Consider the following 16405-nt stretch of genomic DNA (forward strand, 5'->3'; position numbering starts at 1 on the left):
CGGTCATGCGAGCACGGCGTCCTTCGTCACCACGCGGCGCGGAATGATCTTCAGGTCGTAGAACGTGTCCGCGATCTTCTGCTGCTGCGCGATCACGGCGGCGTCGATAGGCCGGTATTCATGCGCGTAGTGCGTGAGGCCGGTCTGGATCGTCGCCGCATCGAGCCCCTGGATCGGTGAGAGCTTCGCGGCTGCCGCCGCCGTGTTGGCGCGCACCCACTGCCCCGTTTTGCCGAGTTCATCCAGCGCGATCGCGAGGGCGTCCTTGCGGTTTTGCGCGAATTCGCGCTGGCTCAGGAAGAACTGATGATGGCTGGCCACGCCGCTGGCGTCGGCGATGAGGCGCGCGCCATCCTGCGACTCGACGGCGGCGAGGAACGGGTCCCAGATCGCCCAGGCATCGATGGCGCCGCTTTGCAGCGCCGCGCGCGCGTCGGCGGGCGCGAGGAATACGGGCTGCACGTCGGCGATAGAGAGGCCCTGCTTTTGCAGCAGCGCGACGAGAAACCAATGCACGTCCGAGCCGCGATTCAGGCCAATTTTCTTGCCCTTCAGCCCCGCCACGTCATGGATCGGCGAATTCTTCGCCACCACCACGCCCTCTGCGTGCGGCGTGGGCAATTCGTACGCCGTGTAGACGAAATCCGCGCCCGCTGCCTGAGCAAACACGGGCGGCGCTTCGCCCACGTAACCAAAGTCGATGGCGCCCACGTTCAGGCCTTCGAGCAATTGCGGCCCGGCCGGGAATTCGGTCCACGACACCTTGATGCCTAACGGCGCCAGGCGCGTTTCCAGCGTGCCATTGGCCTTCAGCAGCACGAGCGTGCTCGCGGCTTTCTGGTAGCCGATGCGGAACTGGTCCGGCTGATATTTCGCGAACGCGGTGGCGGGCAGCGCCGCGCTGGCGAGCGTCGCGCCGAGCGTGGCGAGGAAACGGCGGCGGGAATACGGCGCGGGATGCGTGAGGCGAGTCATTTTCGGCGGATCCGTGTTGGCTTGCGGCATGCACCCACACGGCGCAGCCATCGAACCGCCGATGCTACCGGCATACACGGGCTCGCAGAACCGATGTTTCGCGCTAAGCAAATCACGCCAGCGGGAATGCGCGCTCGTGCGTCGCCGCGCGCTACACGCCGGCCGTCATGTGCGGATCGGGCGACATATGCGCCCCGTTCGCGCGATACCAGCGCATGAACGCCTCCGAGCGCATGGGCTTCGCGTAGAAAAAGCCCTGGATGTACGTGACGCCGCGCGCGCACAGATAATCGCGTTGCACCTGGGTTTCCACGCCCTCCGCCACGAGCCGCGCTCCAAGGCTATGCGCAAGATCGATGATGGCGTCGAGCACCGCCGCCTTCTTGCCTTGCGGATCGATCGTGAGCACGAAGCCCCGGTCTATCTTCAGGATATCGAACGGAAATTTCTCGAGGTACGAGAGCGAGCAATACCCGGTGCCGAAATCGTCGATGGCGACGTTCACGCCCTCGTGACGCAAGGTCAGCAAACTGTTGCACGCCTGCTCGGTATTGCACACCAGCGTGCGCTCGGTAATTTCCACCGTGATCGTCGCGCCAAGCGGCGCCACGGCCGCGCCCAGCCGCCGCACGTCGCTCACGAGCTGCTCGCCCGACAGATGCTCGGGCGCGAAATTCACACCGAGGTGAAAGCCCGGCGCGACGTCCCATGTCGCGACGTCGCGCGCGACGAGCTTCAGCAGATGCTGCGTGAGCGGCACGATTACGTGCTCTTCTTCGGCAGCCTGAATGAACTCGTCGGGACGCGTCGCGCCTCTGTCTGGCTGCACCCAGCGCAGCAGCGCCTCGACGCCTTCGCACCGCTGCGTCTCTACACCGTAGAGCGGCTGGTATTCGACGTGGAATTCGTTCGCGCGTATGCCTCGCAGTAGTTGATCGCGGCGTGACCGCCCGCTTTGCTGCAAGCGCCGCACGAGCCAGACGAGCAGCGCGGAGAAGGCGGCTGCCCATGGCATATAGCGCAGCATCAGGGCGCCCCACGCTTCATTGATGCGCTCGGGCCGCCCATAGATCTTCAGGTCGATCGTGGCGCCGGACATGCGTTTTTGCACGTCGGCCAGCAACGGCGCGCCGCGCACGTTGACGAGCGCCATGGCTTCGCGCAACACGGTGCCCTCGCCCACGCGCAACTCGGCCTGGCGAAATACCGTGAGCGGCGCGGCGCCATGCAGCAGGTCCAGCAGATACTGCACGTCCACCACGGCCACGACCCCATGCCCCGCCTCGCCTGCTACACCAACCAGCAGCGAGGGGCGGTTGCGCACCATCGGCGTGTCGTTGACGATTCTGAGCCAGTCGTCTTTCGAGGGCGGCACATGTCCGTCGAGCAAGCCGTTGGCGGGAATCGAGTGTTGTGCGATTGCAGACGAGCAGGAGAAGCGGCCGTCATACAGGATGTTGAGTGTGCGCACATAAGGCACGGTGGCGGCCTTGAGCGTGAGGTCCGGCGAGAGTGTCTCGCATGCCTCGGCCGCACGCGGCGCGAGCGTGTGTGCCGCGCTCTGCGCCGTCTCGACAATCGAGACGACCTGCCCGACGATGAACGTGGAAGCCAGCGCCGCCTCGCGCTGCGCAATGCGCTCGGCCTCGTAACGCCCGAGCGCCACACACAGCAGGATGGGAATCAGCGCCACGACCAGCAGCACGAGCAAACGCGACACTCGCGCGCGGACCGCGCCGGGGTTGGGCGAGATTTCGGGCAAAGCGTCCTCCGCACCAGGGCCGTCATGGAGGACGGCTACGGTATGGCGCCAACATACACCAACGCGCGTGCAGCGCGCGTGCACGGCGCACGCGAACGTCAGCTAACGTGAGCCCGCGTTATGCGCATTCGATGCGGTTACGTCCGCCTTTTTTCGCGCGGTAGAGCGCGAAGTCGCTGCGCGTGAGCGCAGCTTCGGCGCTCATGTCGGCGGCGTTCATGAGCGTGATGCCGATGCTCACGGTCAGCGCCACCACATCGCCCACCACCGCGAGCGGTTGCGCGGCGAAGCGCTCCTGAATGCGCTGCGCGACGCTATGCGCGCCTTCGAGGTCGGTGGCAGCCAGCAGGATCGCAAACTCCTCGCCGCCGATGCGGCCGGCCAGGTCGCCCGCGCGCAACTGCGTGCGCAGGATCTCGGCGAAATGGCGCAGCACGTCGTCGCCGATCGCGTGGCCCCAGCGGTCGTTGATCGACTTGAAGTGGTCGAGGTCGCACATCATCACGGCAGCGCTTGCGCCGCCGCGCCGCACTTGCGCAAGCTGCGCCTCGACGCGAGCCATGAAGTGACGGCGGTTGGCCAGACGCGTGAGGCCGTCGGTACTCGCGAACTCCTGCAGTTCGGCTTCGATGCGCTTGCGCTCCGTCGCCTCGGTGATGAAGCCATGCCAGACCGTCGTGCCGTCGGCGAGCCGCTGCGGTCTCGCATCGCCCTGGCGCCAGCGCAAGCCCTGCTGCGGCAGCAGCACGCGAAACTCCAGATGCCACGGCGTGAGATTCGCCGCGGACTGCTCGAACGAGTCGCGCCATGCGTCGCGATCGTCGGGATGAATCAGCGCGTCGATGCATGCCGGGTCGTGCGCGGCCTGCTCGGGCGCGAGTTCGAAGATTTCCGCGATGCCCGCGCTCGCATACGAGAAAAGCGCGCGGCCGCCTGACACCTGGCGGCGCTGGAACACCAGACCCGGCACCTCGTTCGTGAGGTTCGTGACGAGCGCCGCGCTCTCGCGCAAACGCTCGGCCATCTCGCGCATCGACGTGATGTCCGTGGTCGTGCCGATCATGCGCAGCGCGCGTCCGTTCGCGTCGCGGCTCATGACCTTGCCGCGGCTGCAAATCCACTTGTAGCGGCCGTCCTTGCAGCGAATGCGGTGCTCGACCTCGTAGGTCGGCGTGCGGCCTTCGAAATGCGCCTGCATCGCGGCCTTCACGTACTCGGCGTCTTCGGGATGCAGCCGCCCATAGCTGTCTTCGATACGGCTCGTCAGTTCGTGCCCGGAGTAGCCGAGTATCGCCTTCCAGCCCACCGAATAACGGATCTCGCCCGTCACCACGTCACGGTCCCAGATGCCCGTGCCGCTGCCCTCGATGGCGTGCGCAAGCAGGCGCTCCTGCTCGCGCAAGGCTTCGAGTTCGGCATATCGCGCGGCTTCGACTGTGGCGGGAACGTCGAGTTCGCGGCTTGTGGCGAGCGTTGGCCTCGCGGCCAGCGTGGCCGCCACGCGCGCAAAGTCGCCGAGGCTCGCGCGAGCGGCGGCGTCCAGTTCGCGCGGCGCGGGGTCGATCAGGCAGAGGCTGCCAACGGGCTCGCCCTGCGCACCGTACAAGGGCCACGCGGCCACGAAACGAAGCGGCTTGCTTGCGTGCGCAAGCACATTGCACCAGGCGGGATCCGCTGAAATATCGGGCACGATGAGCGGCTCTCGCGCGCCGCTTTCGCCGGTCCGATGCGCAAGCGTGCGCAGTGCTTCGTAGACCGTCTCGTCCACGCCGGCATCGCGCCCGCGCACGGCAGGCGCCTCGCCGGGCACCACGCAGGCTGCCGCGACCCCGAAATGCGCCGCGGCGAGGCGCAACAGGCCATCGAGCAACGGGTCAGCCGCAGCGTGCCCGGTGCTGAGCGAAACCGCATGATCGTGCGAGCGCAACGGCTCGCGCGGGTCGGCGCCCGGCTCCCGCCCCCCGGCATACGCGGCTTCGCTTACGGGGGGAACGGCCTCGGGCGTCGACGAGGGAACGGTCATGGCATGCGCTCAAACAGGAAATTCGAGCGCCTAGTATATAGCGCGCAAGTGACGGCCCGGCGGCGACTCCGCAAGCCTCAGGCGCCTCAGGTATCCGCGCGCCGGCGGAACACCCACCATCCCAGCAGCGCCGTGAAGGTCGCGACCAGCACCACCATGAGCCAGAACCCGTGGCGGTTTTCCGCCAGCGGAATGCCACCCACGTTCATGCCGAAAAAACCCGCGACGATGTTGATAGGCAGCGCGAGCACGGTCACGAGCGTGAGCGTGAAAAGCGTGCGGTTGTTCTGCTCTTCGAGCCGCGCGGCAATTTCTTCCTGCAGAAGCTTGATGCGCTCCACCAGTCCGGCCATGTCGCCGAGCACGAGCGAGAACTCCTCGGTCGCCTCGCGCAGGTCCTGCATGTCGGCGGTCTGGAGCCAGCGCGGCGGGCGCGCGAGCAGACGGAAAATCGAGCCCGGCTCCGGCGCGAGCATCCGTTGCAGGCGCACCAGAATGCGCCGCATGGCCGCGAGTTCATGACGGCTGGCAGTGCGGCGCGAAGCGAGAAACCGATCCTCGGCGCGATCGACATCGACGCTCGTGCGGCGCACGATTTCCACCATCAGGTCGGCCTGGTCGCGCATCAGGTGGATGAGCAGTTCGGCCGGCGAGCGGAACGTCTCGCCGTTGCGCACGTAGCCGCGCAGACGGTCGATGGAGCGCAGCGGCTTCAGCCGCGCCGTGACGAGAATGCGTTCGTGCGTGTATGACCACAGCGTCGCGATTTGCGAGGGCGTGAGCTCGAAATCGAACATCACGTCGTTGACCACGGCGAAGAGCCCGTTGTCCACGTGTTCGATGCGCGTGGAGTGCGAGCCTTCCACGAGCATCTCGAAGAAGGCGTCGGGCAAGTCGAGATGCGCGCGCATCCACGGTTGCGCGGCGGCATGCGCGAGATTGAAGTGCAGCCAGTAGAACGAATCGTCGCGCGCGGTTTGCGGCTCGCCGCCCTCGCGCGTGCGCCGCAGCGCCTCGAGGACATCGTCGCACGTGACGGACTGCCCGGGTTGCCCGGGCGAGAAGCGAAAACCGCAAACGAGACCCGACAGGTCGGCGCCATACGTTGCGACGGACGAAGCGAAATCCATGGTCGTCATGGCCGGTTGATCGGCGCACAGCATGCCATAGGCGTGCTTTTGCAGGCAAGCGCGCGAATCGATGCGTCGACACGCGCGCGTCATCTGCCTGTGCTAGGCGGCGCCAGTCAACCCGAGCTGTGCGCGGCCGAGCGCGGTGAGATCGGCCACGCCTGCCCGGTCCGCCAGATCGGCTTCGATGTGCTCAGGGGGAAAGTCGGGCGGGCTGCGGCCTTCGAGGAAACTCGGCAACTGGCGCTGCAAATAGGCGTCGTTCTTCGCACAACCCGGTGTGGCCGGAATGTACATCACGTTGCTGTACCCCGTGCCGCGGTGCTCGTCTTCCACTGAGTGAATCACGTCGCAGTGCCAGAACACGGTGTCGCCGGCCTGCATCTGCGGAATCGATGTCAGCGCATCCAACAGCGGCGCGTGCCATTCGGCGGTAATCGGCAGCCCGCGGCCCGGCTGCGCGCCGCACAAGTCGTCTTCGGCCACGTCGTCCTGCAGCGCGCGCAAAAGGACGTATGCCATGGCGTTGGCGATCGGCACGATCTGCAGCGTGCCGTCGCCGGGCCCCTGCGGCGTGAGCGCGGTCCAGCCCTGGAAGGTGCGGAACATCGAAGAGGCGATGCGCGAGGGAATCTCGCTCGCGTGCGTGCGGTAAGCGCCGTCGAAGGGGTCGTAGCGCCGCCAGTCGCCCGAAAACACATGGCGATACACCTGGCGAAAACTCTCGTCGACCCAGCGCTCGACCGCGCCGCCGTCGCAATGCGCGGCGAGGCCCGGCGCCGCCGTTCCGGGCGGGCGGCGCCGCAGACGGTCGGCGTAAGCGGGCACGACATCAGGATCAAAATGCACGCGCCCTTCGCTCTCGTGGCGCCACAGGCGGTTGAGGAAGACGCGCGCGGCGGTGAGTTCGGCGGACTCGCGCGCCTCTACCTGCGGGCGCGACCAGTAGAGGCCATAGATCAGCGGGCGGCTCGCTTGCGGCGGGAGGGCATTGCGCTGCGCCGCGCGTTGCGTGGCGAGCGCGTCGAGATCGTTGCGCGCCACATAGTCGGCGATTTCGGCGTCCCAGCGCGCGGCCTGCTCCAGCTCGAACACGCGGCGGATCACGCAGGCCCCGCGCGCTTTCACGCGCGCGATCGTCTCGGCACTCACGCGCTGCGCCGCGATGTCGGCGAACTCGATTTCCGGAATCACGGACTCGCCCGCCTCGCGCAGCCGCGCGAGGCTGCGCGCTTCTTCGCCTATGGCCTGCGCGACCTCCTCGAACACTTCGCGATAGTTGGGCAGTTGCGCGCGCAACATGCGCTTGGCCTGCCGGATCGCGGCCGGGACATCGTCGATCTGAAGTGCCGCCATGCGTGTCTCCATCGGGGTTGAATGCCGTCGTTTGACGGCAAGCATACGCCTCAATCGCGCACTTCTGGCGAATGCCCTTCGGCATCCCTCTCCTCGCACCGCCAAACTTTGCACGCCGCCTTGCAAGGGTATCTATTTATCTTCATTATTTGGGACGTACTTCATTCGAATCCGCGTGGATCACCCGGGCGCACCATGCTCTTCAAGGCGGGCGACAACATCAGAAGGCTGGCTGGGCGATGAGCGGCGCGCGTCGTGACCGCGCTTGCGCGAGCCGCATTCCCCCGTCCGTCTGGAAGGTCGCGGTCGTCGTTTCCATCGGCTCGTTCATGGCGCAGATGGACTCGACGCTCGTGAACGTCTCCCTTGCGGCCATCGGCCATGCGCTCCACTCGCCCATTGCCACGACGCAGTGGATCATGAGCGGCTACCTGCTGGCCATGGCGCTCATCCTTCCGCTCAACGGCTGGCTGGTGGACCGCATCGGTGCGAAGCGGCTCTATCTCTTTGCCTTCTCGACCTTTACGTTCGCCTCGGTGCTGTGCGGCGCGGCCCAAAACATGGGGGAACTGATCGCCGCGCGCGTTTTCCAGGGGCTCGTTGCCGGGCTGCTCGCCCCCATGGCGCAGATGATGCTCGGGCGCGTCGCGGGCAAGAACCTCGAGCGCGTGATGGGCTACGCAACGCTGCCTATCCTGCTCGGCCCGATCTTCGGCCCCCTGCTTGCGGGCGCCGTGCTCGCGCGGGCGGCCTGGCCCTGGCTCTTCTTGATCAACGTACCGGTCGGCATACTCGGCGTCACGTTGGCCGCGCGCCTGCTCGCGCCCGACGCCGGTCAACTGCAGCGGCGCCCATTCGATTTCACGGGCTTCGCCCTGATCTCGCCCGGGCTTGTCGCGCTTGTCTATGGATTCCAGAGCGCCATGCACGCCGAAGGCGCGGCGTTTCTGCTGGCCGGCGCCGCGCTGCTCGCGGCATTCGTGTGGCACGCCTTACGCCACCCAACGTCGGCGCTGATCGATGTGCGCCTCTTCGCGGACCGCATGTTCGCGGTTCCCGCCATCACGCAATTTTTTGCCAACGGCATCATGTATGGAAGGCAGTTCGCCGTTGCGCTCTACCTGATAGCCGGCTGCGGCTTGAGCGCCGCGCATGCGGGCTGGCTGCTCGCAGCGAGCGGCGCGGGCATGATGGGCTCGTTCGCCTGCATGGGCTTTCTCACCGAACGGTTGGGCTGCCGCGCGCTCGCGGCAGGCGGCGCGCTGCTGGCGTTATGCGCCACGCTGCCGTTTCTGTGGATGACTGGCCACGCGTTTTCCCCGGGGCTCGCATTGGCCAGTCTCTTTATCGCTGGCGTGGGTCATGGAACCATTAGCATTCCTTCTATTTCCGCCGCGTATGCCCGCATGCCGAAAGCACGGCTTCCCATGGCGAACACCGCGTTGAATATCGCGCAGAGAATGGGCGGACCGGTTGCCACCACCCTCGTGGCTATCGCCGTTTCCCTGGCAGTGCCGAGTTCCTCGGCTGGCGAACCGCGTCAATTCCTGCAGGCGTTCGCCGCGCTCTGCGGACTGCATATGGCGTGCTTCACGGCGGCCATCCTGCTTCCGGCGAGCGTGCGCCGCGCGAACGAGGGCTGAGCCCCGTTCACGCCATTTCACCTGTCGTTTGCGCGTTGCCGCCGGAAGAACTGCCACATCATCGACATCGCGTCGGGGCCGCGATCCGAATGAAACGGCTCGCGTGGGTCGCCGCCGCTCCATGCGTGCCCGAGCCCTCGAACGACACACACCCGCACGACGAGCCTGCCCGACTTCACATAGTCGGTGTACGCCGCGGCGTCGCGGCTATAGGTCCGTATCTCGCCCACGCGCAATTCGCCCTGCGCGTCGAGCAGCCGGTTCACGCGCGCGAACTGCATGCCGAGCTGCATGGCGTTGCGCGTCGCCACGACCGCGTCGATTTCGCCTTGCACGATGAAGGTGGGCATGCCGGGATGCGCGGCGACGTCGAGCGCGGCATCGACGAGATGAACAGGCGCTTCGCGGCTCGCATGACGCATGACGTTCATCGCGCTCATCGTGGACGTTGCCGCGCCAAATACCGGCCCCGAGTGCAAACCAACGGCCGCGAAGCGCCACGGATAATGCATGGCGAGCACGGACGCGAGCCCTGCCCCTGCCGAGATGCCCGCGAGGTAGACGCGCTCGCGATCGAATCCGTGCTCGCGCACGATCGCATCGACGAGCGAGGCCACCGCTGGGGCCTCCGACTGCGCATGATCGCCGTGCCAGTGCCAGCACCGCTGCGCGTGCGCGGTTTTCGCCTGCTCGGGAAGCAGCACGGCAAAGCCCGACCGGTCCGCCAGCCGGCATACCCGCGTGCCGGCGGCGAACGATTCCGCCGTCTGCTTGCAGCCGTGCAGCATGACCACGAGCGGCAGGCCCGTGGCACCCGTCGCACCGGCGGGCAAATAGAGCGCATACGCGAGATGGTTGACGAGATGCCCGGCTCTCGGCGGCGCGGAATGCCAGGAGCGGACCCACCTGCCGCCCGTACCCACCGGTTGCGCACGCCCCACGTGCGCCTTGCCGGTGTCCTTCGCCGGTTTGGCTCCCGGCCTCGCGACGTGCGCGGGCTTCGTGGCCTTCGTGGCTTTCGCAGGCGCCGCTTTACGTGCGGCGGCTTTTTTCTTCGGTCGCGGTGCGCTCATGCGGGTGAGCAGTTCGAGACCTTTAAGCCAGACGTTGGTCTTTTTCCTGGGCATGAGCAATGGCGACAAGGCGTTTTGTTCACGTCACGCCAGGAGCCACGCGGCGGACAGCGCATTGCAGCGATCGAGCCGCTGCGAGTCCGACCATCATAGCGGCCCAGACCTCGCGCTGAGTTTTGCGTGACGGCTCGCCGCCGAAGGCTCCCGCGTCACCCGTGTCGCGGGCGCTATAATTTTGGCGACCGTTGCCGCGCCGCCCATTCCCCGATTCCCGTGACTGCCTCCACACCCACCGCCCCGCCGCACCCCACGCTGTTCGGACTCTTTCTGATATTCAGCCGCATTGGCTTGACGAGCTTTGGCGGCGGTTTGAGCGGCTGGCTGTTGCGCGAATTCGTTCAGGATCGCCACTGGATCAGCGAAGAAGACTTCCTCAACGGGCTCGCCATCTCGCAGGCGCTGCCCGGCATCAACGTCAAGAACATGGCGATCTGGATCGGGCATCGGCTGCTGGGCTGGCGCGGCGCCGCCGTGGCCGTCACCGGCATCGTCGTGCCGCCCGCGTGCCTGATCATCGTGATCGGCAGCGTGGTCGGCGCGCTCATCTTCCATCCGCTCACGCAAATTCTGATCGCCGGCGCCGCTGCGGCGGCCACGGGATTGTCGCTGTCGATGGGTGTCGTCACCGCGCGACGCGTGCGGCGGCAAATCCTCCCGCTGCTGCTCATGGCGGCGACCTTTCTTGCCATCGGCATTCTGCGTTTGTCGCTGGTATGGGTGGTCGTAATCGGCGGCACGGTGAGCGTGCTCTACGAATACGTGGCGATTCGCCGGGGTGCGCGATGAATGCACGCCTGCTCGGTCAGCTGGCCGCCATTTTCGCGCCACTTTCGCTCGTGACGATCGGCGGCGGCCAGGCGATCGTCGCGGAGATTCAGCGCCAGGTCGTGCAAGTGCATCCCTGGATGACGCACTCGCAGTTCGCCGCCGACTTCGCGATCTCGCGCATGGCGCCGGGCCCCGGCTCGCTGCTCGTCACGCTGATCGGCTGGCAGGTTGCCGGTTTTTGGGGCGCGCTCGTGGCGACCGCCGCGCTCTTGCTGCCAACGGGCTTCCTCATCTACGGCGTCACGCATATATGGGGCCGCTATCAAGGCGCGGCGTGGCAACTAGCGCTCGAGCGCGGCCTGCGCCCCATCGCGGCCGGCATGATGCTCGCGGCGGGCTGGGTGCTGCTCAAATCGCTGAACGGCGGCCTGCCCGCGAAGGCGATTGCCGTCGTGTCGCTTTGCGTGCTGCTCAGAACGCGGGTCAGTCCGCTCGTGCTTCTTCTTGCCGGCGCGCTTGCGCTCGTTGGCGTGAGCCTGATCGGTGCGGGCCTGCCGCATTGGCTTCAAGTGCAGCTCACGTAAAAAACACCCCGCCGTTACAACTCCACGGGAATAGCAGCCGACCCGCCGCGGTATACCCATTGCAGTCTGCGTTGATGCGACCGTGCTCCAGCCGGTCGCCGTACCATGCTATTTCATCAGGAGTTCGAAATGATTAACCGCCGCCCGCTTTTCGCCTTCCTCGTCGTGACCGCTTCCATCGGCGCTGTCTCCACCGCTTCCGCGCAAGGACTCACGCGCGCCCAGGTGCGCCAGCAGCTGATCGAAGCACAGGCCAACGGCTCGCAATTCGTGACCGATAGCTCGTATCCCGATGTGAGCCCCATCTTCGCGCAGCAAGTCGCGCATGCGAAGGCACAACACGAACAGCAGCAACAACAGGCGCCCAGCGGCATGGGCGCGCCCATGCAAGGCACGAGCGACGCCGGCGCGCCGCACACGGCGTGCGTCGGGCCGGTGAGCTTCTGCAACCTGTATTCGGGGAGCTGAAAGCACTCGCCGCATCCCGCTTGCCGCCCCCCGCCACAGTCGAACGCCCCGCTCGCGACGAGCGGGGCGGCGCGCTTTTTTCGCCGCCGCCCCTCCCGCCGCCGCCCAGGCTTCCTCGCCAACAGCAATGTCGGCAACACGCCTTATTCGATGCGCCCGGCATGTACCGGCACGCCGCCGTGCAGATTCTGTGCGCTACAGGACAAACCCTGCCCCCCAATTGTCTTGCGGCGTGACTACACTATGTGCGTCGGCATTCGTTTGCTATCCGCGTTCGCGTGCCGCCCGCCAGCACGATGACCACTGGGAGGTGTGCTGTGCTCCGCCTGAACTTCGCCCGCACTTCGCGCCCCGCGGCCGCGCTTGCCCTCGCGCTTGCCAGCGCTTTCTGTTTTGATGTGAACGCGGCAACGCCGCCTGCGGCCTCCACCAAGCCGCCCGCCAGCAAAACGGCCGCCGATAAAGCCGCTAACGACAAGGCGGCTACCGACAACGCTGCCAGCGACAAGACCGCAGCGCAGAAGGCCGCCGCCGACACATCCGCGCCGGCGGCCGCCACACCCGACTTCTTCTCGCTCGCCGAGCGCTACGGCCCCGCCGTCGTGCACGTGATCGCGCGCAGCGTCGACGACCCTTCCTCGCCGCCCGAGCAGGAGGCCATCGACGCTGACGATCCTTTCTTCGCCTTCTTCAGGCGTGCGCCGAAGCCGGCCTCGGACGCCGAAGCCGGCGGGCCGCGCGTCATGACGGGCTCGGGCTCCGGGTTCATCGTCAGCCCGGATGGCGTCGTGCTGACCACGGCGCATGTCGTCGACAACGCCGAGCAAGTGAGCGTGCAGCTCACGGACAAGCGCGAGTTCAAGGCGGAGGTGGTCGCCGTCGATCCGCAAAGCGACGTTGCCGTGCTGCAGATCGACGCTCACGATCTGCCGTTCGTTAAGCTCGCCGACACGGCGAAGGTGCACGCCGGCGAGCCGGTGCTCTCGATCGGATCGCCGGACAGCTTCCAGAACACCGTGACGACGGGCATCCTCAGCGCGACTTCGCGCACGCTGCCCGACGGCAAGCCGTTCCCGTTCCTCCAGACCGACGTGGCGGTCAATCCCGACAACTCCGGCGGACCGATCTTCAATCGCGCGGGCGAGGTGATCGGCATCGACGTGCAGATTTACGCCGACGCCGGCCGCTACGGCGGCCTGACCTTCGCGATTCCGATCGACGCCGCCAACCAGTTCCGCGCCCAGCTGCAGGCGCGCAAGGCGGCGCCAGCGGGCAGCGCCAATGCGGCGAACGCAGCGAACGCGGGCAATGGCGGCACGATCCGCACCTTCGGCATGCAGGTCGAAGACGTGAGCCCCGGCCTTGCAGCGGCGCTCGGCTTGCCGCACGCGGGCGGCGCGCTGGTCGATGCCGTCGATCCCGCCTCGCCGATCGGCAAAGCGGGCATCCGCACCGGAGATGTGATCGTGCAGGTCGGCGCCAAACCCGTCGACCGGGCCGCGACGCTTGCCGCCGCGCTCGCGGCCGTCCCGCCCGCCACACCGGCCTCGCTCAAGGTGATCCGCAACCGGCAGCCGGCGGTGGCCGGGTTCTCGAACACGGCGTTCGAGGCCAAGGCGGAGGATGCGCCTGCGGCAGCGGCAGCTGCGCAAGCAACCGACGCCGCACAGGCGGCGGAAAAGACCGACGCGCCGGTCGCGGCCGCCGTCGGGGATGCGGCAAGCAAGGCACCGCCGGCCAACGTCCACGCCATGAAGACGGTGATGACGGACGCGGGCGCCCCGCTCGCCCAACCCGTCGCCGCGCAGGCCCCGCGCCATGCCGCGGACCGCCTCGGCCTCATCGCGCACGCACTGAGCGAAGAGGAAAAGCGCTCGACCGGCCTGCCGCTCGGGTTGATGGTGGAAGCCTCGACGGGCCCGGCCGCGACCGCGGGCGTGCGGGCCGGCGACGTCGTGCTGTCGCTCGACGACACGCTGGTCGAATCGCAGGAGCAAGCCGCCACGCTCGAAGCTAAAGCGACGAAGAGCATGTCGCTGCTGATTCAGCGTAATAACGCGCGCAGCTTTGTGGCCGTGAAGCTTAGGTGAGGCACAGATACGCAGCGCGGCACGGCGGCTCCCCGGACCGCCGTGCCCTCACCGTACCGGCGGCGCTCAGCTCGGCGTCAACTGCGCATAAACATCGTGCGCGAGCTGCAGCAACGCCTTGCGGTCGATGCCGCCGGAAAGCGCATACCCGAAGTCGCCATCCACCCAATAGAACACATTCACCGGTCCATCCTGATACAGCTTGAACGCGGTAGTGTTGGCGCTCGTCTTGCGGTGTGAGATGCACAGCGTCACGCGCTCGCCTTTCGCGTTGTGATACATGAACTGCGCGACTTCGCCGCCGTCGTCGGCCTGTAGCAAGCGACCGCCCGAAAGCTCGAAACCGCTCTTCGAGAGCATCGGCGCGCGCACGTTGGTGCCCAGCCGGTTGGCGAGCCACTTCACGAAGTCCTGCTCCTGGCTGTCGTCCATCGTGTCGGGCCGCACCACGGTCGGCATGTAGACCACGTGCGCGAGCGCCGCCTGCTGTGCGAAGCGCATGGAACCGTCCGCGCTCACCGTATGCAGCTCGCCGCCAGCCGCGCCTGCGGGTCCGCCCGCGCCGCTCATGCCGTAGTGCATACCCCAGCCGATTGCCACGCCCAGCACGAGCGTCGCCGCGAGGCCCGCGAAGCGCGGCCAGTTCGCCGCCGGCCGCGTGTTCTGCACCGTCTGCGCCTGTGGCTGCGGCGCGGCCACGCGCAGGCGCGCGGGCAGCGGCTCGGCGAGCACGCGGTCGTAGCGCTCGTGCAGCAGGTTGTTGAGCGCGAAGAAGTCGCTCGCGCGCGCGGCAAGCTCGGGATTGCGCTCGAGTTCGCGCTCCACGTCGACGCGGCGCGCCTCGGAAAGCGTGCCGTCCACGTAGGCGTGGATCTCGTCTTGCGTGACGGGATTTTGTTGTTCGCTCATCGCACCACCTTCAGATTCGCACGCGGGACGGAACCGGCCATGAGCGCGCGCAGGCGCTCACGTCCCCTCGACAGACGCGACATGACCGTACCGATCGGTATGTCGAGCGCCAATGCGACATCGGCGTAACTCATTTCCTCCAGCCCTACCAGAAGCACCACTTCGCGCTGCTCCACAGGCAGGCGCTGCAGCGCGAAATCCAGATCGCGCACTTCGAGCGCGCCTGTTTGCGTGGCGGGCACGGCGTAGTCGGTTTCGGGCACGCTCTCGTCGTCGACGGAAACATGCGCGCCGCGCGCCGCCGACTTGCGCACCTGGTTCACGAAGATGTTGTGCATGATCGTGAAAAGCCAGGCGCGCAGGTCGGTGCCCGAGCGAAACAGCTCCGTGCGGGCGATCGCGCGCTCCAGCGTATCCTGCACGAGGTCGTCGGCGAGATCGCGGTTGTTGATGAGCGCGCGCGCGTAGCGTCGCAGGCGCGGCACGTGTTCGATCAGCTCGTCACGGATGTCCATGTTTCATCCCGGATTGCAGCAAGGTTCGTTGCGCGGTTTGCATCGTCTGGCGATTCATGATCCTGATTCACGATCCTTCGCCCTCGCGCGCCGGCGGCGTGGCGAGCGTCGCCAGGTCCGCCGCGCGCATCAGGCCGCGCGTTTGCGCGTTGCCCGCCAGCACCCAGCGCGTGCCGTGTTCGCGCCACATCAGCAGCCTCAGCGGCCCCGCGCGGTGCGCGCTCCATTGCGGCGCCGCGCCTGCCAGCCAGGCGCGGCTCGCGAGCAGCACCACGCGCTCCCCCTGGCCGTTCTCGTAGACATAGCGTTGCGCGCTTGCGAACGGGCCAACCCGCACTTCGCCGCCGCCGAGAAAATGCAGGCCTGCCGCGCCGAAATCGAACGGCGCACGCAACGCGCCTGCTTCCAGCGCTTCCGGGTGCGCGTTTTCGGCTTCCATCAGCGCCATGACGGCGGCGTTGTTCAACACTTGCTGCGACGGCTCGGTCACGGCGATCCATCCGAATGCCGCGCTGGCCAGCGCCAGGGCCGCCGCGAGAGCGATAGCGTAGCGCAACACCCGCCCGCCTCGGGCCGTAGCGGTGCGCGGGGGCGCAGTCTGCGCGGCCTGCGCCGGGTAGGCGTCGCGAATCCGGGCGTTCAGGCGCCGGTAGAACAGAATGCGATGCCACTCGCCGGGCTTGCCCGCGAGGTAGCGGCGCACATGCGCCGCCCGCGCACCGGCGAGCGTGCCGTCGCTATAGGCCTGAATATCGGCTTCGGAAACCAGCGGCTCGTCGAGCGGCCCGCGGAACTTCATGATCGTGATTCGGTGCTGATTGAGTGGCGATGCGGGGACTAACACGCGGTGGCGCGGATTATTCCTGCGGGCGGAGAAATTCCCCCTTTCGCGCGGCGCTCGAGCGATTTTGCGCCGCTTGCGCCGCACATTCATCGCATCGGCATAAAAAAACGCCACATTACCCGCATTGAATAATATTTGAATTATTTCCTTAAAAGCGCGTGCGAGCATCACGCCCAACTGCCGCGCACCCTGCGGCAGGTTCGTG

14 protein-coding genes are annotated in these 16405 nt (G+C 67.1%); 5 read left to right on the forward strand and 9 right to left on the reverse strand.

The window, feature by feature from the left end:
• Positions 1-3: 3 nt before the first annotated feature.
• The 5 genes from FAZ97_RS31805 to FAZ97_RS31825 form a co-directional block, all read right to left on the reverse strand.
• Entirely contained in the window at positions 4-975 is a 972-nt protein-coding gene (locus tag FAZ97_RS31805) for a sulfonate ABC transporter substrate-binding protein (protein ID WP_158762750.1), read from the reverse strand.
• A 151-nt stretch (positions 976-1126) separates the two neighbouring features.
• A complete protein-coding gene (locus tag FAZ97_RS31810) occupies positions 1127-2737 on the reverse strand; it encodes an EAL domain-containing protein (RefSeq protein WP_158762751.1) in 1611 nt (536 codons plus the stop codon).
• 118 nt (positions 2738-2855) lie between these two features.
• A complete protein-coding gene (locus FAZ97_RS31815) occupies positions 2856-4760 on the reverse strand; it encodes a sensor domain-containing diguanylate cyclase (RefSeq protein WP_158762752.1) in 1905 nt (634 codons plus the stop codon).
• Positions 4761-4846: 86 nt separating this feature from the next.
• Positions 4847-5890: a transporter gene (locus tag FAZ97_RS31820; RefSeq protein ID WP_158763347.1), complete on the reverse strand. Its 1044-nt coding sequence runs from the start codon at positions 5888-5890 to the stop codon at positions 4847-4849.
• Positions 5891-5992: 102 nt separating this feature from the next.
• The gene (locus FAZ97_RS31825) at positions 5993-7246 is read right to left on the reverse strand and encodes a DUF1479 domain-containing protein (RefSeq protein ID WP_158762753.1); all 1254 of its coding nucleotides are present in this window, start codon (positions 7244-7246) and stop codon (positions 5993-5995) included.
• Between the two features lie 239 nt (positions 7247-7485).
• Here FAZ97_RS31825 and FAZ97_RS31830 point away from each other — a divergent pair, with 239 nt between their 5' ends.
• On the forward strand, positions 7486-8889 hold the full coding sequence (locus tag FAZ97_RS31830; protein ID WP_158762754.1) for an MFS transporter: 1404 nt from the start codon (positions 7486-7488) through the stop codon (positions 8887-8889).
• A 17-nt stretch (positions 8890-8906) separates the two neighbouring features.
• Here the strand turns inward: FAZ97_RS31830 and FAZ97_RS31835 are convergent, their stop codons facing one another.
• The gene (locus tag FAZ97_RS31835; RefSeq protein WP_158762755.1) at positions 8907-10016 is read right to left on the reverse strand and encodes an extracellular catalytic domain type 1 short-chain-length polyhydroxyalkanoate depolymerase; all 1110 of its coding nucleotides are present in this window, start codon (positions 10014-10016) and stop codon (positions 8907-8909) included.
• 219 nt (positions 10017-10235) lie between these two features.
• Here FAZ97_RS31835 and FAZ97_RS31840 point away from each other — a divergent pair, with 219 nt between their 5' ends.
• The 4 genes from FAZ97_RS31840 to FAZ97_RS31855 all read left to right on the forward strand — a co-directional run bounded on the left by FAZ97_RS31840 (position 10236) and on the right by FAZ97_RS31855 (position 13932).
• Positions 10236-10808, forward strand: coding sequence for a chromate transporter (locus FAZ97_RS31840; RefSeq protein ID WP_158762756.1), 573 nt, complete (start codon positions 10236-10238; stop codon positions 10806-10808).
• Entirely contained in the window at positions 10805-11374 is a 570-nt protein-coding gene (locus tag FAZ97_RS31845; protein WP_158762757.1) for a chromate transporter, read from the forward strand. The genes FAZ97_RS31840 and FAZ97_RS31845 overlap by 4 nt, the downstream gene beginning before the upstream one ends.
• A 132-nt stretch (positions 11375-11506) precedes the next feature.
• Entirely contained in the window at positions 11507-11842 is a 336-nt protein-coding gene (locus tag FAZ97_RS31850; RefSeq protein WP_407671973.1) for a DUF4148 domain-containing protein, read from the forward strand.
• Between the two features lie 317 nt (positions 11843-12159).
• Positions 12160-13932 carry a trypsin-like peptidase domain-containing protein gene (locus FAZ97_RS31855; RefSeq protein WP_233271996.1) on the forward strand — a complete coding sequence of 591 codons (1773 nt, stop codon included), beginning with the start codon at positions 12160-12162 and terminating at the stop codon, positions 13930-13932.
• Positions 13933-13998: 66 nt separating this feature from the next.
• Here the strand turns inward: FAZ97_RS31855 and FAZ97_RS31860 are convergent, their stop codons facing one another.
• The 3 genes from FAZ97_RS31860 to FAZ97_RS31870 form a co-directional block, all read right to left on the reverse strand.
• Positions 13999-14841, reverse strand: coding sequence for an anti-sigma factor family protein (locus FAZ97_RS31860; protein WP_158762760.1), 843 nt, complete (start codon positions 14839-14841; stop codon positions 13999-14001).
• On the reverse strand, positions 14838-15356 hold the full coding sequence (locus tag FAZ97_RS31865) for a sigma-70 family RNA polymerase sigma factor (protein WP_158762761.1): 519 nt from the start codon (positions 15354-15356) through the stop codon (positions 14838-14840). Before FAZ97_RS31865 ends, FAZ97_RS31860 begins: the two co-directional genes overlap by 4 nt.
• A 67-nt stretch (positions 15357-15423) precedes the next feature.
• Entirely contained in the window at positions 15424-16155 is a 732-nt protein-coding gene (locus FAZ97_RS31870) for an anti-sigma factor (protein ID WP_158762762.1), read from the reverse strand.
• Positions 16156-16405: the final 250 nt, after the last annotated feature.

The organism is Paraburkholderia acidiphila (genome assembly GCF_009789655.1).
In the GTDB taxonomy this organism is placed as follows: Bacteria; Pseudomonadota; Gammaproteobacteria; order Burkholderiales; family Burkholderiaceae; genus Paraburkholderia; species Paraburkholderia acidiphila.